Origin of the sequence: Psychrobacter cibarius, assembly GCF_016107535.1 — a bacterium.
Lineage (GTDB): Bacteria > Pseudomonadota > Gammaproteobacteria > Pseudomonadales > Moraxellaceae > Psychrobacter > Psychrobacter cibarius.
Genome location: NZ_JABASQ010000026.1, coordinates 15,777 through 37,366 on the forward strand (window position 1 = coordinate 15,777; position 21,590 = coordinate 37,366).

At 43.2% G+C, this 21,590-nt stretch carries 18 protein-coding genes; 10 read left to right on the forward strand and 8 right to left on the reverse strand.

Features of this window, described 5'->3' with window-relative positions; genetic code table 11:
* Nucleotides 1-140: 140 nt before the first annotated feature.
* Both pheA and JFC08_RS11945 read right to left on the reverse strand, forming a co-directional pair.
* Complete coding sequence (pheA, locus tag JFC08_RS11940; RefSeq protein ID WP_198330857.1) at nucleotides 141-1,322, reverse strand: prephenate dehydratase; 1,182 nt, start codon at nucleotides 1,320-1,322, stop codon at nucleotides 141-143.
* 228 nt (nucleotides 1,323-1,550) lie between these two features.
* Nucleotides 1,551-2,858: an RNA-guided endonuclease InsQ/TnpB family protein gene (locus JFC08_RS11945; RefSeq protein ID WP_198330858.1), complete on the reverse strand. Its 1,308-nt coding sequence runs from the start codon at nucleotides 2,856-2,858 to the stop codon at nucleotides 1,551-1,553.
* 493 nt (nucleotides 2,859-3,351) lie between these two features.
* Here JFC08_RS11945 and JFC08_RS11950 point away from each other — a divergent pair, with 493 nt between their 5' ends.
* Nucleotides 3,352-4,293 carry a transaldolase gene (locus tag JFC08_RS11950; RefSeq protein ID WP_045448278.1) on the forward strand — a complete coding sequence of 314 codons (942 nt, stop codon included), beginning with the start codon at nucleotides 3,352-3,354 and terminating at the stop codon, nucleotides 4,291-4,293.
* 142 nt (nucleotides 4,294-4,435) lie between these two features.
* Entirely contained in the window at nucleotides 4,436-4,912 is a 477-nt protein-coding gene (locus JFC08_RS11955; RefSeq protein ID WP_198330859.1) for a hypothetical protein, read from the forward strand.
* A 98-nt stretch (nucleotides 4,913-5,010) separates the two neighbouring features.
* On the opposite strand, the gene JFC08_RS11960 is transcribed toward JFC08_RS11955, so the two are convergent.
* A complete protein-coding gene (locus JFC08_RS11960) occupies nucleotides 5,011-5,580 on the reverse strand; it encodes an adenine phosphoribosyltransferase (RefSeq protein WP_198330860.1) in 570 nt (189 codons plus the stop codon).
* Between the two features lie 355 nt (nucleotides 5,581-5,935).
* Between JFC08_RS11960 and JFC08_RS11965 the strand changes: the two genes are divergently transcribed.
* Nucleotides 5,936-6,100: a rubredoxin gene (locus tag JFC08_RS11965; protein WP_011280463.1), complete on the forward strand. Its 165-nt coding sequence runs from the start codon at nucleotides 5,936-5,938 to the stop codon at nucleotides 6,098-6,100.
* A 27-nt stretch (nucleotides 6,101-6,127) separates the two neighbouring features.
* The gene (locus tag JFC08_RS11970; RefSeq protein ID WP_198330861.1) at nucleotides 6,128-7,156 is read left to right on the forward strand and encodes an alpha/beta fold hydrolase; all 1,029 of its coding nucleotides are present in this window, start codon (nucleotides 6,128-6,130) and stop codon (nucleotides 7,154-7,156) included.
* Nucleotides 7,157-7,294: 138 nt separating this feature from the next.
* Here JFC08_RS11970 and JFC08_RS11975 read toward each other — a convergent pair whose 3' ends face one another.
* A complete protein-coding gene (locus JFC08_RS11975; RefSeq protein ID WP_198330862.1) occupies nucleotides 7,295-8,296 on the reverse strand; it encodes a WG repeat-containing protein in 1,002 nt (333 codons plus the stop codon).
* Nucleotides 8,297-8,701: 405 nt separating this feature from the next.
* Here JFC08_RS11975 and JFC08_RS11980 point away from each other — a divergent pair, with 405 nt between their 5' ends.
* Nucleotides 8,702-9,634, forward strand: coding sequence for a DMT family transporter (locus tag JFC08_RS11980; protein WP_055124111.1), 933 nt, complete (start codon nucleotides 8,702-8,704; stop codon nucleotides 9,632-9,634).
* A gap of 148 nt (nucleotides 9,635-9,782) precedes the next feature.
* Here JFC08_RS11980 and JFC08_RS11985 read toward each other — a convergent pair whose 3' ends face one another.
* Nucleotides 9,783-11,216: a solute carrier family 23 protein gene (locus tag JFC08_RS11985; RefSeq protein WP_198330863.1), complete on the reverse strand. Its 1,434-nt coding sequence runs from the start codon at nucleotides 11,214-11,216 to the stop codon at nucleotides 9,783-9,785.
* Between the two features lie 539 nt (nucleotides 11,217-11,755).
* On the opposite strand from JFC08_RS11985, the gene JFC08_RS11990 reads away from it, so the two are divergent.
* Nucleotides 11,756-13,189, forward strand: a complete 1,434-nt coding sequence (locus JFC08_RS11990; RefSeq protein WP_087815291.1) for an L-serine ammonia-lyase — start codon at nucleotides 11,756-11,758, stop codon at nucleotides 13,187-13,189.
* 142 nt (nucleotides 13,190-13,331) lie between these two features.
* Here the strand turns inward: JFC08_RS11990 and JFC08_RS11995 are convergent, their stop codons facing one another.
* The 3 genes from JFC08_RS11995 to xthA form a co-directional block, all read right to left on the reverse strand.
* Nucleotides 13,332-13,730 (reverse strand): DUF4377 domain-containing protein, encoded by a 399-nt coding sequence (locus JFC08_RS11995; protein ID WP_087815288.1) that lies wholly within the window; start codon nucleotides 13,728-13,730, stop codon nucleotides 13,332-13,334.
* 453 nt (nucleotides 13,731-14,183) lie between these two features.
* The gene (gene argJ / locus JFC08_RS12000; RefSeq protein WP_198330864.1) at nucleotides 14,184-15,407 is read right to left on the reverse strand and encodes a bifunctional glutamate N-acetyltransferase/amino-acid acetyltransferase ArgJ; all 1,224 of its coding nucleotides are present in this window, start codon (nucleotides 15,405-15,407) and stop codon (nucleotides 14,184-14,186) included.
* A 127-nt stretch (nucleotides 15,408-15,534) separates the two neighbouring features.
* Nucleotides 15,535-16,359 carry an exodeoxyribonuclease III gene (xthA, locus tag JFC08_RS12005; RefSeq protein WP_198330865.1) on the reverse strand — a complete coding sequence of 275 codons (825 nt, stop codon included), beginning with the start codon at nucleotides 16,357-16,359 and terminating at the stop codon, nucleotides 15,535-15,537.
* Nucleotides 16,360-16,580: 221 nt separating this feature from the next.
* Between xthA and JFC08_RS12010 the strand changes: the two genes are divergently transcribed.
* From JFC08_RS12010 to JFC08_RS12025, 4 genes are all read left to right on the forward strand, one after another.
* On the forward strand, nucleotides 16,581-17,177 hold the full coding sequence (locus JFC08_RS12010) for a hotdog family protein (protein WP_198330866.1): 597 nt from the start codon (nucleotides 16,581-16,583) through the stop codon (nucleotides 17,175-17,177).
* Nucleotides 17,178-17,486: 309 nt separating this feature from the next.
* Entirely contained in the window at nucleotides 17,487-18,365 is an 879-nt protein-coding gene (locus tag JFC08_RS12015; RefSeq protein WP_198330867.1) for an ABC transporter ATP-binding protein, read from the forward strand.
* A gap of 100 nt (nucleotides 18,366-18,465) precedes the next feature.
* Nucleotides 18,466-19,260, forward strand: a complete 795-nt coding sequence (locus tag JFC08_RS12020; RefSeq protein WP_198330868.1) for an ABC transporter permease — start codon at nucleotides 18,466-18,468, stop codon at nucleotides 19,258-19,260.
* Between the two features lie 551 nt (nucleotides 19,261-19,811).
* Nucleotides 19,812-21,512, forward strand: a complete 1,701-nt coding sequence (locus JFC08_RS12025; RefSeq protein WP_198330869.1) for an AMP-binding protein — start codon at nucleotides 19,812-19,814, stop codon at nucleotides 21,510-21,512.
* Nucleotides 21,513-21,590 lie beyond the last annotated feature (78 nt).

Genomic DNA, 21,590 nt, shown 5'->3' on the forward strand with positions numbered 1-21,590 from the left:
GGCAAGTGATGTGACCCATTCGGCGTTATATCGTTGGTTCAATTTCAGAGCGAGTCAAGGGTAACCAAGGCAACCGAGTGCAGATGATTATGTGATGCTTCACGCGAGGTAAACGCCATGACTCTTTTACAGTAGAGGGACTATAGCACTGCTTTTGGATAAGAACCTAGAACACGCACATCTTTTACCAATGGACGGATATCAGCGATAGCAGCGCTGACATTTGGATCGTCAATATGACCATTCATATCGATGAAAAACACGTATGCCCACTTATTCGGACGCTCAGGACGGGTTTCGATACTGGTCATCGACACGCCATGATAAGACAAAGGCTTCAAAATCTCGATCAATGCGCCTGCTTTGTCATGTGCTGATACGACGATAGACGTTTTATCCTGACCTGATGGCGCAATCGCTTCATGACCGATGATAAGGAATCGCGTGGTATTGCTCGGGTTGTCTTCGATATTTGAATATAGCTTATGCAAGCCATATTCTGCAGCAGCCACATCACCTGCGATTGCCGCTGAATGCCATTCATTTTTCAAGCGGCGGGCAGCTTCGCCGTTGCTCGATACCGCCACGCGCTCGACATTCGGGTAATTGACATCGAGCCAATGACGACACTGCGCTAGTGACTGCTGATGCGAGTAAATACGGCTTAAACCATCAAGTTTGGTATGCTCAGCGACCAAGAAATTCTGATGAATCGGCAGCTCAACTTCTCCAATTATCTTTAAGGTAGAAGACAAAAAGCCATCTAACGTATGGTTAACCACACCCTCAGACGAGTTTTCGACTGGAACCACACCATACATCGCTGTGCCTGCTTCAACTTCACGGAATACATCAGTGATGGTGGTCAGTGGTACGGTATCAGCGGCTTTACCGAAATGTTTGAGCGCAGCAGCATGAGTAAAAGTACCTACTGGTCCCAAGAAAGCAATGCGCTGCGGTGCCTCTAAGTCGAGACAGACCGACATGATTTCACGGAACAACCGCGCCATTTTGTCATCAGCGATCGGACCTGTGTTGCGTTCCATCACCGCTTTTAGCACTTGCGCTTCACGCTCAGGACGATAAAAAATAGGATTGCTATTGTCGGCAGTTGGGTTATTGACAATGTGCTGTTTCTTTACTGCGGCCACTTGCTGAGCCAACTTGGCACGGTTATTAATCAGTGTCTGAATTTCGCAGTCTACTGTATCAATACTTTGGCGAATATCGTCCAAAAATGCTTTTTCAGTTGCAGTATCGTTAGCCCCTGCGATGGCTTGATTTAGCTTATCCATGTTTTGCTCTGATGACTGCTCACTCATTACCGCCTATCCTTTTTCTAAAATTATTACTGAGTTTTTACTAGTTAGGTACTGCTTTTTTAACTTTGAAGTCTTTAAGTATTGCTAATTATCGACAACCAGTCATCTCATTATTGAATCAGCACTCAATGACGGTCAGAGGTGTCAAGCATACTAGCAATGATATTCGTTGACACACTCCCACCACTTTCGCCAAGCTCAAGTGGGGGATTCTAAAAGCAGATGCTCTTAGGCGACTTTCTCACGAAGGTCGCTTGTTTTCTGTTTCAACGGGCGACCTTTACTGCATCCTCCCTCCACAGACAACACGGCATGTCCTGCCGCAAGAATATTTTTAGCTGCATTCACATCAGCATTTGCTTTATACCCGCATTTGACGCATTCAAATTTAGCTTGGGTTTGTCTATTCTCGTTGGTAATATGCTGACATTGGGAGCAGGTCTGACTGGTGTATTGTGGGTTTATTTTGACAAGTAGCCCGCCTGTCCAGTGCTGCTTATATTCCAACATATCAATCATCATGCCCCAGCCTTGATCTAGGATTGACTTATTCAATCCTGACTTGGCTTTGACGTTACGCCCTTTGCTTTCTAGCGTACCGCTTGCAGATTTCGACATATTGGCTACTTTTAAGTCCTCACAAGCAATCATGGCGTGGTTTTTGCTGATCGCGGTGGTGATTTTATGCAAGTAATCATGGCGAATATTGGCGATATGATGGTGTAATTTTTGAATCTTACGATTCTGCTTTTTCCAGTTTTGACTGAATAAGACTTTTCTACTTAATTGGCGCTGTAATGCGGCCAGTTTAATTTGATTGGCTTTAAAGCTGTTTTTGGGTTTGATGTGCTGACCTTCTGAGGTAGTAATCAGTTTAGTGATGCCCAAATCAATCCCTATGGCGCTTGTAGAGGGGTGAATTGGGTTTTGATCCAGTTCTCGCTCCGTACCAAAAGACACGTACCAGTGCCCTGATTTCTTGCTGATGGTGACATTTTTAATTGTGCCAATAATGTCTTGTGATTTCCTAAACTTCACCAAGCCCACGCCATTAGGTAGTTTGACTCGATTGCCCTCTATGCGACAGTATTTATCAAACTGAACCAAGCGAATTGAGTCGCGCCCATCGGATTTGCGCTTAAATTGTGGCATCAATGGTCGTCGTTGAATTTCTGTGCCATCAGCCAATTTAAAGAACTTAGGTTTACGGGGTTTCTTTTTATTTTCTTTTAACCTGGCATGTACTTTAGGATCAAAAAAACGCGACCAAGCAGAGGCGAGATCACGTACTTTTTGTTGTAAAGACACAGCGTTTGAGCTGCTTTTTAGGAAGTTAAAATCAGGATTACTTTTTAAATCTATAATTTTATTAACCAGATTGGTGGCATTAATAAACTCATCTTTAGCAAACATCTCAAATGAGATCGCTAGCATTTGATTCCAAACAAAACGTGCAGAGCCGACAAGATTATTTAAAATAATCTCCTGCTCCGCATTAGGCTCAAGCCTAAATTTATACGCTTTGTTGATTTTCATGAAATACTCTTGGTGAGTTGGAAATATTACAATACTTAATTATTGTATCAATATATCAGTGGCTTTGATGTGATTTTAATAAGGTATCTGTGTCAAAAATCAGGATATGCGAAATTCACCTCCACCCTAATGTCGGGTGGTGTCCTCTTTCGCGGTTTTGATAGCAAGCAGCCTCTCAAAAACACCCTGCACTGCTAGCGTTGTCGTCTACTATTGCCGCATGTTAGTCATACACCAACATGCAAATGTAGCAGCCAGATCGCTGACCCGCTCTACTATAACAAAAACTATCGACAGTGCCCATGTGTAAATGCGCGTAAATTCGTCAATATTGGCAAACAGAGGCAATATGGCAGCGATGTACGGCAAAACTATGGGGGGAACATCCACTCAAAACTATGTTACAGTCTAAAACTCATAGCAAATAGCACTATAAAGTAGAAAATTACCACGTAACTGAACACAATCTGTTTTTGATCAAAAAGGATATCTGATGAGCGCATTACAACAGCTTCGTACCATGACCACCATTGTCGCTGATACTGGTGACCTTGCCGCCATTGCGCGCTTAAAACCTATCGATGCGACCACCAATCCAAGCCTCATTACCAAAGCACTCCTCCATCCTGACAACCAAGGCATGCTGTCAGAAACCATGAGTCGTCATAATGGCAATATAGATGCAGTGATTGACGCGCTGACCATTCAGGTTGGCTGTGATATTTTAGAGCTTATCCAAGGCCGCGTCTCTACCGAAGTGGATGCTCGTTTGTCTTATGACACTCAGGCGACGATTGATAAAGCCTTAGCATTTATGGAAGCTTACCAAAAAGCAGGGGTTAACTCAGATCGCGTATTAATTAAGATGGCCGCGACATGGCAAGGTATTGAGGCAGCACGCTATCTTGAAACTCAAAATATTCACTGCAATTTAACGTTGTTATTTGGACAGCATCAGGCAATTGCCTGTGCGGATGCAGGCGTGACCTTGATATCGCCTTTCGTTGGTCGTATTTTAGACTGGCAAAAACGCCAACAAAATCGTCAAAACGTGCCCGCTTCTGATGATATGGGCGTGCAGTCTGTAAAGCGCATTTATCAATACTACAAGCAGCATAACTATAATACGCAAGTGATGGGCGCAAGCTTTCGCTCGACTGAACAGATATTGGCGCTAGCAGGGTGTGATCTATTGACCATTGCGCCTGACCTTATCGACGCGCTGGCAGCGATGGATACTGAGGTGATACAGCAACTGTCACCTAGCATGTCATTAGATGTAGCCGACATGAAACGCGTGAGTCTAACGCGAGAGGAATATAGTAGCGCCTATCAGCAAGACACGGTTACACAAGATTTATTACCAAAAGGTATCGATGGCTTTATTGGTGCTCGTGATGAGCTTGCTCAGATGTTAGCAGCGATGCGTCATTGATATGAGCGTCGAGCGTTATAAATGGTGATGAATATGATCAGCACTTTACAAACCTCAGTCGCAGGTTATAAAAGAAATTTGCCTGCTAATAGTAAGTTGGCTATCATGGCTCACTTCTCACAACAAGAAGCAAGGCTTGATTATGAAACGGCTATCAGTGTTATTAGTGGGTGGTGTTCTAGCAGTCAGCACGCATGCAGTGAACTGGTCAAAAATATCAGAAAGTCCTACTGGATCAATTTTTAGCTTAGACTTGGACTCTATTGAAAGCTCCGACATCAATATCATAGACGAAAAAAGTGTCGAAAACATCACCGTATCTATCCGCAGAACATACCCTGCACAAAAAGATGAAACAAAAGTAGATACGGAAGGTAAAGAAAAAGCGATTCATCATAGCGATCAGCAATTGCTCATCTCTTGCAAAGACGCCAGTTACTATAGACGCGCTTACGTTAACTATGATGCCAATAACAAGGTATTAGAATCTTGGCAATCAGAAAAACCCATATTAACCACCAAAGACTTTAAGATAACCAAGCCAAAAACGATTAGTCGCATGCTAATAGAACAGGCGTGTAAAACTTACCTTACCAGCAAGACAAGTAACGTACGTTAAGACAAAGCAAATATAGGCAATCAAAAAAGCGCGCTAAACTCATTCAGCGCGCTTTTTTGATTGCTTCATTTCACGCTATTCACTAAGCGTTGCCAGTTTCAAGCCTTTAAAACCGTATAGACAGGCACTGGAAATTCGCCATGCAAATCAACCAAACCTAGCAATACTAACGCCCCCACCACGGTATGGTCTGCCGATTTACACAACTCATAAGCGGTGGTTAAAGTACCGCCTGTGGCTAAAATATCATCGACCAATAGCACGCGCTCAGGCGGTAGATTGTTTTGCATCTCAAGCGTGTCTTTACCATATTCTAGAGCATACGCTTTATTGGCAACGGGCGGTGGCAGCTTACCGGGTTTACGTAGCAAAATCATCCCTTTGCCCAATCGACCTGCGAGCAAACTTGCAAAGACAAAACCACGCGCCTCGACTGCGCCCAAACAATCTACCTCGTCCATCACGCCTTCAGGCAGTGCAGCGAGCAATGCATCTATCACCTCATTAATATGACTGCGCAGTAACGGCGTAATATCATAAAAATCAATGCCGACTTTCGGGAAGTCTGGTACTGTGCGAATCACTTGCCAAAAGGGATGATCCGTATTGAGCTTATTAGACGACTCATTTTCGACATTTTTAGATGTAGCGGCAGCATTAATGCTCATGGTAACCCTTAGCTTATATGACTTAGATAATGTAATTTAGATAATAATATATCAACGATAAATGATGGCTAATACTGTGAATTTAGCGGCGCTTATTATAACATAATTGATAGAAATATCGCAGTTGAGCACATAAGCGTACAGGTGCTTACTGACAGACAGAAGACCTAAACCCCTTGATAAAAACCAATCAATCTCAATATACAAGTGTAAACTTAACGACGAAAATCACGGTTATATGCTAAACTATGTGCGCTTTTACAGTCTCATCTAACAGCTGTGATTGTAAATATGAACGTCAAAAACACCCTGTAACACGGATTATAAACACTGATAATGCTCGATAGGACTATTTATGAAACGTTATGAATGTATCGTCTGCGGCTGGATATATGATGAAGCACTCGGCTGTCCCGAAGAAGGGATTGCCCCAGGCACCAAATGGGATGATATCCCTGATGATTGGACCTGCCCAGAGTGCGGTGTGGGCAAGCTTGATTTTGAGATGCTTGAGCTGTAATAGACGACCCTCTAATTAGGACACTTCATGACAACATCGAATGACATCAAACCATCGGCAACCCTACCAGAAGACTTAGGTGGCTACCCTACTCCTGAGTGGCAAAAGTTTGGCGCGCACCAATGGCGAGACTCTGACCTTAGCAAGCATCTGTATCAATCAATGATTGATATCGGCGATGGCATTGAGCTGTGTGTTGAGGCAGGTGGCAATCCTAATAATCCACCACTGCTCATGATTATGGGACTTGGCTCACAGATGATATTTTGGCCAGATAATTTTATCAAGCGCCTTATTGACGCCGGTTTTTTTGTCATTCGTTTTGATAATCGTGATATTGGTCTGTCTTCTAAAGTGCAGATTGATGGACTACCGCGTATCAGTCAGCTAAAAATGATGATGCGCCTGCAAACCGGGTTGTCCAATAAAGGTACGCAAGTTGCTTATAATTTAACGGATATGGCAGAAGATACTGTTCGTTTGATTAAGGCATTGCAGTTGGGCAAAACCCATCTGATTGGCGCTTCGATGGGCGGCATGATTGCGCAAATCGTAGCGGCACGTTATCCAAGTTTAGTGCAGCGTATGGCGTTGATGTTTACCACGACCAACCGTGCATTTTTAAAACCACCAAAACCTAAGCAGCTATATACCCTGATCAACCGCCCTGAAAGTCATTCTGAGCGCGATATCGTGCGCCATAGCGTGTGGTTTATGAAGACAGTCGGTACGCCTGGGCATGTCAACGTACGGATGGTGCGTGAAATTGCCAAATTGCGTTATCAGCGCAACTTTCATCCGCTCGGCACGGTACAACAGCTCAATGCTATCTTGGCGTCAGGCTCTATCAGCCGGTTTAGCAAGCAAGTCAAAGCACCGACTATCGTACTGCATGGTAGCGCAGATGGACTACTGCCCGCCTCACAAGGTCGCGTGGTTGCCAAGACCATTCCGAATGCTAAATTTCATTTAATCGAAGGCATGGCACATGATATTCCTGAATACTATCAACCTTATATGGTTGATTTAATCAGCAATCATTTATTAGAAAAATAGCTATTTACTCATCATAAAATCCGTAATAAAAAAGAGCGTAAATCCTACTATTGATTCATAGGGTTTACGCTCTTTTTTATGCTGGATATTTTACCTAGGTCATTAGATCAAGTAAGTCTTTAGATTTTGACTCGCCGCTTAATCACAACCCACTCCTGTGCCCTCTTTATCGATACACATTTTATTGCCGTTTTTTAGATTGCCAATCCACGCTTTACTACCAGTAAAGGTAAAGGCGGGTTTGCCTTGATAAAGATCACCAGCTGACACACCGCTATTGGCAAAGCGAAAAGGAATCACCAACTCGCCACCAAGATTAACAAAGCCCCAGTTCTCATCGATGCGCACGCCAGCCAAGCCTTCGGCAAAGGGACGTACTTCATCAAAAGAATAAGTAATCATGGTCACATTATTGTCATCGATGAACCCCCATTTGCCATCTTGCTGACGCGGTTGTAGCATCGTAAAGCGATTGGGAAGTTTCTGGTTGGATGAGGATGCATTGCCATTAGCGCTGGCAGGTGCTCGTGGCGTCGTGGATTGCTCGTTGTTACTACCATTTGGGTCACTGGTCGTTTTACCGTTTTCATCAATCCAACTGATTGCTTGATTTTTACGTACACGGGCGACACCATTTTGGTAATCATCAATGTCACTAATCGCGGACGAAAACGGCACGATGGTTTTATTACTAGTAGTAATGACCCCATATTTACCATCCTGCTTTACCACGATACGCCCGTTAGAGACGGGACGCGCCCAACCTTGTCCTTCTTTAAGCACATCATACATCGCAGGCACTACTTCACGACCTTGCATATTAAGATAACCGACATGACCATTGCGCAGTACAGGCAGTAAACCTGCCGATATCTTACTGGCATCGACTTTTTGATAACGTGATAAATCAACGACGCTTTTGCCCTTACTATTAATCAGAGCAACAGGCGCGCCGAAATCTTTTGTCGCCAAAAAATAGCCGCTATTTGCCGTACAAGCCACGTTTTTATAATAACTTTTTGGAATTTTGCAACTGGCCGCTTGTACGCTTGGCGCCATAAATAGCGTACTAGCAAAGATGGCGATAGCAAAACCAGATATCAATGGTCGTTGTTGTAGGGATAATGAACGTCGCAACATAGATGAACCTAGGCTAATGGTATTGAAGTACTTGAGGTAAAGACTAATAAGAAACTATCCTCTTTTTATTGTGCCACTACAGAGATTATAAACCACTAGATTAACAAATAGTGATATCCACGCCAACATCGTTCCTGTAAGAGTGTCTCCACCATATATTCGCATTGTTATAGAGGTTCTCTTATGTGAGCGAAGCTCAAGGGCGTCATTGACTTTATCCCTAATTTATAACGCGATAAAACCTGATACAGCAATAATAAATCAAACAATAAGCATAAATGATGGTTTGACCATTTCATTTTAGCGTCAAAACCTAGACAATACGGCTTGTGTTAGCGTCAGTATTCATTGGCGTCATCGTTGATACAGTAAGATAAAATAATAATATGGATATAAGGACATTATATGGCGATTGCTTCTTCACGCTCTGCCTCTACTGGGTTGGTCATTGGTTGTATTATCTTTGGTCTGGGTAGTTTGATTGTCGCTCACGTTGATATTGGCGGTTGGGCAATGGCATTTTGGCGCTTGGCTATTTCAGGTGTCGTATTCGCTGTATTGGCCAAAATCATGGGACAGCGTCTACCCCGCTCAAGGCGCGCTATTTTTTATGGTTTATTATCAGGTGTCTTTTTAGGCTTAGATCTGGCGCTCTGGCACGAGAGTATTTATGCGGTCGGCCCTGGCATCTCGACTTTACTGAATAGCCTACAGATTTTCTTTTTAGCCGCCATTGGGTTTTTATATTTTAACGAACGCCAATCTATATTGCAGCTTATCAGTTTGTTTTTAGCCATGTTTGGTGTGGCCATGATAGGCAGTCCTGAGTTTGCGCATAACAGCGCTGCCACTTGGGGGTTCATCACTGGTATCGTCTCAGGGGCAATGCTAGCGGCATCGATGACTTTTATCCGTAAGACCCATGATACTGAACCCACACCCATATTTATGCTGATGCAGCTGATTAGTATCGGTGGTGTGTTGGCGATGATTATTCCTATGTTTGTGTTTGATATGGGTCATATTTTGCCAAATACTTGGTCTGAAATTGGCTGGGTGCTTATCTACGGCACAGTGATGCAATGCTTGGCATGGGGACTAATTGCCTATTCCATTCCTAAGCTGTCTTTGGCGTTAACTGGGTTATTATTATTATCAGAACCCATTGCTGCATTGGTCATTGATTATAGCTGGCTGGACAAACCGATTAATAGCTTACAGTGGAGCGGTGCTCTGCTGACTATGTTTGCAATCTATTTGGGTTCACTGAAACCTAAGCCGCGCGCCCTACGACGTTATCGGTTTTTCTCAAAATTTTACAAGCGAGACTACAAGTAGCTTTTATTCTGCATTTTTATCATGCACTTGTTGCCACTCCATAAAAAGCGCCCATGCTACCAAATAGCATGGGCGCTTTTTATGGAGTGATATACGCTGTTACCGTCATTAACTGATAGGTTTAAAACCTAAGCATCATAAAAGCTGATTACTTAGCCGATGATTGATGAGCGGCTTTCGCTTCAGATCCTTGGTTAAATAACGCATTTAAGACAATCGCTGCTAAAGTCGCCGTACCGATACCGCCCAAATCAAAGCCGCCTAAATGCAAACTAAAGTTACCGGTACCCATAATAACGGTCACAGCCGCGATAATTAGGTTACTGTTTTTGCTAAAGTCGATACGACTGTCTATCCAAATTTTGACGCCTGCAATAGCAATCAAACCGAACACCACAATGGACGCACCGCCCAATAAAGCGGCTGGTATCGTCTGAATGATGGCACCAAATTTTGGTGATAGCCCCAATAAAATAGCTACCACGCCTGCCACGACAAATATTGTTGTGCTATATACCTTAGTCACCGCCATCACACCTATGTTTTCAGCATAAGTCGTCACACCAGTACCGCCAAATCCTGCCGAAAAAGTGGTTGCCAAACCATCAGCAAAAAATGCTCGACCCATATAAGGCGTTACACGAGCTTTGGTCATACCTTCGACAGCCTTAAAATGCCCTAAGTTTTCAGCCACTAAAATAAAGGCTACAGGCGCAATCAGAATAATAGCACTCATCTCAAAGCGAGGCGTATGGATACTAGGTAAGCCAAACCACGAAGCAGCTGCCACACCACTAAAGTCAATCGCTGCGCCAAAACCCATGACGTTGGTCATGATAAAATAGGCAAAATAGGATAATATTAAACCAACCAGTAATAACAGACGACGCAGCATACCACGTGTAAAGACAGCCACACCACTGATGAGTAATACGGTCAAGGTAGCCATCCAAGCATCAAACTGATTGGCAGACACCCCTTGAATGGTCACTGGCGCTAAATTAAGACCAATAATCATCACAATAGCACCAGTAACGATAGGCGGCATCAAACGCTCAATCCAGCCAGTACCCGTTTTCATCACCAGCAGCCCAATTAACGCATAAATGATACCGCAAGCCATGATGCCGCCCAAAGCGACATTCAAATTACCATTGAACCCTGCGCCTGCATAAGCTGTCACAGCGATAACGGGACCAATGAAAGCAAAACTTGAGCCCAAATAGCTCGGCATACGCCCACCAGTGATCAGAAAAAACATCACCGTACAGATACCTGACATCAAAATGGCTAAGTTGGGATCAAAGCCCATTAACAGCGGCGCAAGCACGGTCGCACCAAACATCGCAAAAGTATGCTGTACACCTAATAGCACGCTTTTTGACGGTGGCAAATATTCATTGATAACGACCGGATCACGATCTAAATCGCCTTGATACGGACGCCATGTCGGAAACCAGCGTCCATTTTCAAAGTCTGGATTGTACGGAGGACTGATCGCCGCAGCCTCTAATCCAGGTTCAGCAGATGGTGCTTGAGCGCTGTTTTCTAAAGGCGAGGAAGGGTCTTTTTGAGATGGCATACACGCTTGTCCTATGTAAACTGGGCTAAAATAATAGACAACAGTAAATGAAAAATAAAAATTGCGTTAAATCAGAGCATCAATCGGCAAGAATATGTGGCTAGAAATTACGATAACGAGTAAAATCCGCATCTTTTCATTTATAATATGTCGCCCTGACTCATTCATTTATGTTGCAATATGGCAAACCAAAAGTATTATTTGGTATGATGACCATGTTTTGGTAGATGTATGTGGTCGGATATGTTTAACTAAAAAATGGTTATGGTCGCTTATGACTCAGTGTACTCTGCAGCGACAATCAACTTACAGGATGTTACATAGCCATTAGCTCCGAGCATGATAGCGGAGTTTCAAAACAAATAAAAGTTATTATTCAATCACCATTTTTCCTCTTTTGCGTTAATACTTCCATGGGCGGTGCTTCCTCTACACCTTTGTCGGTGCTATAAGCGAGAGCTGCCTGTTATATTCTCAATGAAAGTGCCTAAAGCAGCTATACAACATGTTAGTGCACTTAAAAAACTTGGTAAGTTATTATGATTAGTGTTTTTGATTTATTTAAAATCGGTATTGGCCCATCAAGCTCACACACGGTAGGACCCATGGTCGCCGCCAATCTTTTTTTGGGCTCATTAACCAAGCAAACAGAGCTGACGGCTATTACAGGCGTTGAAATTGAGCTTTATGGCTCTTTGGCAGCCACAGGCAAAGGGCATGCAACCGATACTGCTATATTGTTAGGGCTGCTTGGGCATGCTCCTAGTACGATCGATACCCGTTTGACCAGTCAATATTTGTCACCGATTTTTTCAGACAAACAGCTCAATATAGCAGGCACGCATGTTATTGCCTTTGAGACAGAGCGCGATATTCATTGGTATGACGAAACCGTTTTGCCCTACCATCCTAATGCCTTGACTATCCGTGCATTATTGACCGACGGCAGTCATTATCAACAAACCTATTATTCGGTAGGTGGCGGCTTTGTTATCAATGAAGAAGATGCCACCAATCCGGATGAAGATAACGCCACGCCGACCATTGATGCCATTCCTTACCCCTTTAACAGCGCCGCAGAATTGCTGGAGCAATGTCGTCAACACCACTTGAGCGTGAGTGAATTGGTATTGGCAAATGAATGTCATTACCGCAATCAATCAGAAGTTTTTGCTTACTTAGACTCTATTTGGGAGTCAATGCAGGACTGCGTGACGCGAGGCTGTCAAAACAGTGGCATATTGCCTGGAGGCTTGGATGTAAAACGCCGTGCCCAAGCATTACATCTACAGCTGTGCGCCGAGAAGAACCAACCCATTACCAAAAATGACAAACTCGCTGCCATGGATTGGATTGATTTATATGCCTTAGCGGTCAATGAAGAAAATGCCAATGGCGGAAATGTCGTCACTGCCCCCACCAACGGTGCAGCAGGTATTATTCCTGCGGTGATGCATTACTATCGTGACTTTTTATCAAGCTATAGCCAAGATGGTGCACGCAAGTTTTTGTTAAATGCGACTGCTATTGGCAGTTTAATCAAACAAAATGCCTCCATCTCTGGCGCTGAAGTTGGTTGCCAAGGTGAAGTGGGTTCTGCTTGTGCCATGGCAGCTTCTGCATTGGCAGAAATCTTGGGCGGTGATCCAGCTAAATGCCTTAATGCGGCCGAAATTGGTATTGAGCATAACTTAGGTCTAACATGCGACCCTGTAGGCGGTCTAGTGCAAGTGCCTTGTATCGAGCGCAATGCCATGGGCGCCGTCAAAGCTGTCAATGCGGCACGACTTGCTTGCCGCGGTAATGGACAGCACTTTGTCTCTTTAGATAAAGTGATTGAAACCATGAAAGTCACTGGTGCGGATATGCTAGATAAATACAAAGAAACCTCACGAGGCGGTCTTGCCGTTTATGCAGACAATCGTATCCCTACTGCCACTCATGGCGTCAGTGTAAAATACAGTCAGTGCTAACATAACGATTGTTTAATATAGCCTGTCCTGACATCACATTCCCAAGTATTTGCTGAAATAAAAAAAGACCCCTAATGAAGAATTAGAGGTCTTTTTTATTTTGGTTAAATATGCTCGTTAACTAGACATACTCAATGATTAATTACTCAGCTGTTTTTGAAACCACTTCGTTTAGAATCCAAACAGGCTTAGCCATGTTAGTATTTTCATCCATCATGACTTCTTGGCGAACATCTAGAATATAACGATAGTTTGGCTCATAAGTGAAGCCCTGAATATTGCCGTTTAAAGGCGTGTAGTTTTTCTGATAAGTCTGGCGATACTGTAGGCATTCTGCTTCAACCTTAGTACCCTCAGCTGTTGACAGCTCACAGACGGCTTTCAGTGGTGCTACTTCTATCTCAAAACTTGGAATGTTAACCACTTTAACATTCATAGGTTGCCCATCGACAACCATAGTACGTTCGTTATCCATACCCATGGTAGAACAACCTGACAAGGCAAAGGCGGTCATTACTGCTGCAAGTACTAATTTTTTCATTATTAAATCCTCAGTTAGTTGTTATAAATGCATTATTGATGGTTTGAGATTATTGTTTTGGACACATCATACTGGTAAATATATTTTAAAAATATCAGTCAATTTTTTCGATGGGTGTAATGCTACTGTCGATATGGAGCCAAGCAAGAGTATTCACCTGATTTAGCTTTACCGAATAAACCTATTACGTCTCAATAATGTCGTCTATTGTTTGTTTACTAAGGTCAGTATAGAGCGCAACTCGTCTTCTGCTCTATAACTGCTTTGTAAAGTAACGTCAGCTTTTGCAACTGATGTTAATGCAACGTATGAAATAACAGGGTAAATTGATACATACTTATTGACACGTACTTAATTTGCACAATAAAAAGCCAGAGCAATACATGCTCTGGCTTGATGATAACTAGACCAAAAAAATGATTGATTTTAGTTTTTAATAATTATCAATAGTTTTTAGCTGCGATAATCCGCATTAATTTTGACGTAGTCATAGGACAAATCACAAGTATAAACGGTGTCACTGGCATCGCCGCGAGCAAGGTCAATATGAATGGTAATCTCGGGGCGACTCATGACTGCTTTGCCCGCTTCTTCTGTATAGCTAGGCGCGACGCCACCATTCTGGCAAATCATCACCTCATCTAGATAGACATCCACTTGTTCCGTATCCAAGTCTTCGATACCCGCATAACCCACTGCCGCTAAGATACGACCCCAGTTGGCATCGCTAGCGAAGAACGCAGTTTTGACCAAAGGTGAATGCGCGACCGCATATGCCACATCGCAGCACTCTTGCGTGGTCTTGCCGCCAGTGACGTTGACGGTCATAAACTTGGTAGCACCCTCGCCATCACGTACGATTAATTGCGCCAGACGGACAAACACCTCGGTCAAAGCCGAAAATATAGCCTGATAATGCGGATGTTCTGGACTATCAATGATATCTGAGCTGGCAGCACCCGTGGCGATTAACACACAGCAATCATTGGTTGAAGTGTCGCCATCGACAGTGATGCGGTTAAAAGACTGCTCATTAATGGCACTTAGCATCTCTTGTAATAGGTCAGCAGCGATATTGGCATCAGTTGCCACATAGCCCAACATGGTCGCCATGTTAGGGCGTATCATGCCTGAGCCTTTTGACATACCTGTCACATGATAGCTAATACTCGCCACGTCAATTTTTTGGCTAGCGAGCTTCGGAATCGTATCTGTGGTGCGAATACCATTCGCCGCGGCAAGCCAATTGTCAGCCCCCAAATTGGCAAGTGCATTATCTAAGCCCGCGATGACCGCATCGCTATTTAATGGCTCGCCAATGACACCAGTCGAGAATGGCAATATTGCATTACTATCCACGCCAGCCTTACTCGCCAGAGCGGCACAGATATCAACGGCTCGACGTTTGCCATCAGCACCCGTCCCAGCATTAGCATTACCTGTGTTAGTGACCAAATAACGCGGACTCATCTTGGCAAAATTCTCACGCAACACCCGTACAGGCGCAGCACAAAAGGTGTTTTTGGTGGTCACAACCGCAGTGGTCGCGGTATCAGCGATCTCAATCACTACTAAATCATCTCGGTCTTTATAGCGTACGCCTGCGGCAGTGGCGCTTAGCTTGATTCCTTCGATAGGATAAATAATATCAGGTACTGCAACATTTCCGACTGCCATGGTTCAATCCTTATTGTAAAATTTTTATCATTATTTATAACGGATGATGCGATAAACACTGAGGTGCGTTGAGCCTTCAACCATGAGGCTACGGCTGGTGAAGTATCAAACGCGACCTACATAAATATTACCCTTTTTTTAAATCAAATGCCGACCAAATTGGCGCATGATCAGACGGTTTTTCCATCGCCCGTAGCTCATAACTAATCCCAGCATCAACACAGGCCTCAACAAGATCCGAGCTGCACAAAATATGATCGATACGCAAGCCACGTTTCGGCTCATCATTGAACCCACGGCTGCGATAATCAAACCAGCTATATAGCTCTGTGCTCTCTGGATAATGTAAGCGATAGGTATCTGTCAGCTCGCGTGACATCAGCGCCGCATACCACTCGCGTTCTTCTGGTAAAAATGAGGTCTTTCTATTTTTCAACCAGCGCTTAGCATTGACGTCGCCAATGCCAATATCAGTATCTTCTGGGGCAATATTCATATCACCCATGATTATGAGCGAGCGACCTTCTGCTTTTAGGGTATCGATATACGCCATCAAATCTGCATAATAAGCGCGCTTCATCGGGAATTTAGTCGGATGGTCTTGGCTCTCTCCTTGTGGAAAATAACCATTGAGCACATCAATTTCACGACCGTCAAACTCATAGCGGGCATGGATAAAACGCTTCTGCGCCTCGTCATCTTCACCAGGAAAACCCTTTTGCACAAATATAGGTGCAACCTTGGATAGCAGCGCCACACCATAATGGGCTTTTTGTCCAAAGTACTCTACGTGATAGCCCAGACTCTCTATGTTTTCTAGGGGGAATTGCTCATCATGTACTTTGGTTTCCTGTAGACCCATCACATCAGGATCGATCACTTCTCGCACGGCCTCAAGCTGATGTTGACGAGCGCGAATACCATTGATATTAAAACTGACAAAACGGGTCATAAATTATCCTATACTAATTGATGAAAATACGGTGCTAATATAAAGAAATGGGCTATGAAAATGCATAATCCACTATCATAACAGACGTCGACCGACCTAACTGTTGCGCGCCCTGATATCTTAAGCTAGAGTAGTTGTGGTTAATATGGCTGCTATCAAATTTTGGCCATCGAATCATGAACATCGAACAATATTTATTAAAACAATGACCGAGCATCTTTATGATAAAAAATAACAGCAAAAATACAAATACAGTGGCAAGTGTAGACGGCGAATATACGCCATTGTTTACCAAAAATTATAATGTCTATATTAACCATACTGATGCGGGCGGTATAGTCTACCATGCCAATCATTTGGTGTTTTTTGAAAACTGCCGCCGTGATTGGTTTGGGAAACTGAATTTGAATGGGTATTTTTTGCAGACTGACGATGGAGAAATCCAGCATTTTGTTGTGAGTCAAGCAGACTTGCAATACAAAAAAGCCATTCTGTTAGATGAAGTCATCAATGTGCGTATCGATAAAGTTGAGTTAAAACCTGCCAGCATTATCTTCTACCAAAGCATTCATCGTCACAGCCCAAACAGCCTTTCTCCCGATAATGCTAATAGCAATGCCAATGCTAGCAGCAGCTTATTAAGTAGTGGCAAAATCGTCATTGCTTGTGTGCAAAACCAAGTCAAAACCAAGCCTGTATCCCATAATAAAGCCGATACTGCGGTTGCTAGCACCACGCCCATGCGCCCTATTCGTGTCCCAAAAAATTTACGCGATGCCATTGAGCAAGCGATCCACGAGCAGATGAATGCTAAGTAGTTAGATACTTAGTAGTTAGATACTTAGTAGTTAGATACTTAGTAGTTAGATACTTAGTAGTTAGATACTTAGTAGTTAGATACTTAGTAGTTAGATACTTAGTAGTTAGATACTTAGTAGTTGGATAATTAGTAGTTGGATAATTAGTAGTTGGATAATTAGTGGCTGGATAATTAGTGGCTGAATAATTAGTGGCTGAATAATTAGTGGCTGGATAATTAGTGGCTGAATAATTAGTGGCTGAATAATTAGTGGCTGAATAATTAGTGGCTGAATAATTAGTGGCTGAATAATTAGCGATAATGACTTATGCATCTTCATAGTACTAAGCCGATACTGACATTCGAGAGTATTCAGGTGCACAGTAAACGCACAGCCAGCATACCTGCCTATAATGATAGCAAGGTTAGCGATGACAATATTAACAACAAAAATATGGAAGCTACAGAAGCCACAACATCTGTGCTATCTAGTATTTGTCAAAGATGGATCAGCAAACTAAGAGCAAACACTGTCTCTCAGCCAATCATACCTGATCGTCAACGATTATTAATCGATGGCGCCACAGGCAAGCTGTTAGCAGGTCAAGTAACCGTGTTGACAGGCGCTTCTGGCAGTGGTAAATCGGTATTATTACGGGTATTGGCTGGACTATTGCCCATGAGCGGTGGCAATGTTCGTTTGCGCTCTGATGACCAATCAACCAGTAGTGCTTATTATAGTATCCATGATACTGCACCGATACAGTGGCGCACGCACGTTGCCCTACTCGCCCAGCACCCACAATTATTAGAAGGCAGTGTGCTTGAGAACTTGCAAATGCCTTATCAGCTACAAGCGCATCAGCATCGCAGGTTTGATATCGACTGGCATATCGCACAGCTTGAGCAATTGCAACGCCGCGCTGACTTTTTACAGCAAGAAATCTATCATCTATCGGGCGGCGAGCGGCAACTGGTCAACACGTTACGCCTCTTACAATTGAACCCTCGGGTGTTGTTACTAGATGAGCCTACTGCGGCCCTAGATAGTGACACATCAGCCCAGCTCGTCAATCTACTCATGAACTGGTTACAGGCAGATAGTCAGCGTACATTACTGTGGGTAACTCACGATACAAAAGACATCATGCCATTAGCCGATCAGCATTGGCAGATGCAAGCAGGGGTATTAACTGAGATATTCTAACGTTGAGTTAAGCCTGTCATGTCACTCTTTAAAATGATCTTTCTTAACAAATTCGTATTAACGTCTATCTTATATTCGTCAGTTTATATAATGAGCCACTATGAGCGGTACAGATGACATACAAGTATTTTTAACTTACGGTGATATTGCCCTTGCCAGCAGCTTAATTATCATCGTTCTTATTATCTCTTGGCGGCTACGCTTACAGCTGACCAAAACGCTGTTAATCGCGGCTATCCGCACGGTGCTCCAGCTTAGTTTTATCGGTTTGATATTGGCATGGATTTTTGCTCGTGAACAGTGGTATGAAGTCCTGTTAATTTTGACCATTATGACCTTGATTGCAGGCGCTGCTGCCAAAAATCGCGTCAAACGTAGCTATAAAGGTTTGTTAACTGACACTTTGCTGGCGGTAAGCGCTTCGGCTATATTAGTCACTGCGATAGCCATCATGGTTATTTTAAAAGTACAGCCTTGGTACACACCACAATTCGTTATTCCTATATTGGGGCTAATATTGGGCAATTCGCTCACCGCTATCTCATTGACCAGCAACCAGTTGATTGAATCCTTTCATGAGCAGCAAGGACGTATAGAGATGATGCTCAGCCTATCTGCTCGCCCATTTGAAGCAGTGCATGAACCAATACGCGCCGCCATTGTCAATGGCATGACTCCAACGCTGAACTCTATGCTAGTCGTCGGTATCGTTAGCTTGCCCGGAATGATGACGGGTCAAATATTGGCTGGCGCTGACCCCACTCAAGCGATTCGCTATCAGATAGTCACTATGTTTTTGATATGTGTGAGCAGTACGCTCGGCTGTACAATCAGCGCTTTACTCATTTATCGACGCTTTTTTAATCAAAACAAGCAACTGATATTACCTGAATAATTGAGCATAACTGCATTCAGTTGGAGTGCTGACAAATCTATAGTTGATATATTGATGTTGGCTATGATAATTTTTTTGCTTCACTCATCCATTTCTATACTTACTTAAGCGGCGAATAGCGTATCTTAAGTGACAAACAGCACAACTATCCAGTCACGTGAAATTCCATAAAAATCATATTTTTCAGCTTTATTTATGCACTGCTCAGTATTTCATATTAGTATAGTATTTGATGGCATTCATGCTACTGTATTGCTTAAATGTATCATTATTTTCTGATACCTTAGTGTTAGATAACAGGTAGAGCTTATTTAAGAGCAAAAATGCTTTTATGATTAAGCGATCTGTTCGTTCAATTGACTTCATTATCCTTTAATAATGATTAAGTCGTTTTGTACTATAGCAATAAAACCTAGCAGCCAGTCAATAGATAAGGATATTATCACGCTCAGCGGCAAACGGTTTACGTCAGCGCTGATGTGTTTTATTGACACGGATATGACTGCTTTACGACAGAATTCACCCTATTTTAAACTTCAAGGACGCTGACTATGACGCCGAATAAACCTTGGCTTGCCCATTATCCTAATGGTGTACCAAAAACTATCAACCCCGATAGATATAGCAGCATCATGGAGCTGTACGAAGAATGCTTTGAGCGCTTTCGTCTGCACCCTATGAGTATCTGTATGGGCGTGACCCATACCTACGATGATGTTGATAAAGCCTCACTTGCCGTTGCAGCATGGTTACAAGCGCAAGGCATTCCTAAAGGCAGTGTGGTTGCACTCATGATGCCAAACGTTCCGCAATATCTGCCAACGATGATTGGTATTTTGCGAGCGGGCTACGTTTGCACTCCAGTTAACCCACTTTACACTGGTCGTGAGCTGCGCCATCAATTAAATGATTCTGGTGCTCAGGTTATTTTTGTGGTTGATAACTTTGCTCAAGCACTTGAACAAGTCATTGAAGAAACCGACATCAAGCGTATTGTCCTCTCAAAAATGGGCGACATGATGGGGCTAAAGGGTATTTTGGTCAATACGGTTATCCGTCAGGTCAAACGCTTAGTGCCTAAATACAACCTGAATGATCCTAAATACGATGTGACCAAGTTTCCTGATGTGTTGAAAAAAGGCAAAAACTTGCCTATCCAAGCACCAAAAACCACACTGCAACAAAAAGCAATTTTGCAATATACTGGTGGAACAACTGGTTTGTCGAAAGGCGCTGTTTTGACTCAGCGTAACGTTGTCGCCGCTGCGATGCAGTCAGAAGCTTGGTACCGCCCTATCACCTCAGATATTAATGAGGTCTATATCAATATGGTCATGGCGTTACCGCTTTATCATATTTTTGCCTTTATGCTGACTCTGTTAGGCATGCGCTCAGGTTACACCTTTATCTTGATTCCTAACCCACGCGATATGCCAGGCTTTGTTAAAACGCTGTCAAAACAGCCGTTCCATATATTGCCAGCGGTGAATACTTTGTTTAAAGGCTTGCTTGATCAACCAACCTTTAAAGATTTGGACTTTAGCTCGCTACGCATCTCACAAGCAGGTGGTATGGCAGCAACTGAACAAACAGCTGCTCGCTGGTTAGAAGTCACTGGTTGCCCGATGGTCGAAGGTTGGGGTATGACTGAAGGCGTTGCAGCTGGTACGGCTAACGTCATCACTGATCGCAAATTTAACGGTACGATTGGTATACCTGTCCCTAGCGTAGATATCATTGTCGTTGATGATGAAGGTAATCGTGTCGGCTTACATCAAGCTGGCGAGATGTGCATTAAAGGTCCAAACATTACCTCAGGCTATTTTAATAAAGACAATAGCAATGACTTTACCAGCGATGGTTACTTCCGTACTGGCGATATCATCAGTATGGATGAACGGGGCTATATCACTTTACTTGATCGCAAAAAAGATATGATTTTGGTTTCAGGCTTTAACGTCTTCCCAAATGAAATCGAGTCAGTCATGCTAGATTATAAAGGCATCATTGATTGCGCAGTGATCGGTATTCCTGATGACCACCAAGGCGAAGCAGTCAAAATTTATATCGTCCCTGCTGATAACAATGTTACCAAGAGTGATATTAAAGAGTTTGCTTTGGACAATTTGACTGGTTATAAATGCCCACGTCATATCGAATTCGTAAGCGAGTTACCAAAGAGTAATGTGGGTAAAATATTGCGTCAAAAGCTACGTGAAAAGCATATGTCGGATAATCCTCAAACCCTGTAATGCATAGATTTTAGATTTTTAAAAAGAAGACAATAAAAAACCCTCAACTTTAAAGTTGAGGGTTTTTTATTGTCTTCT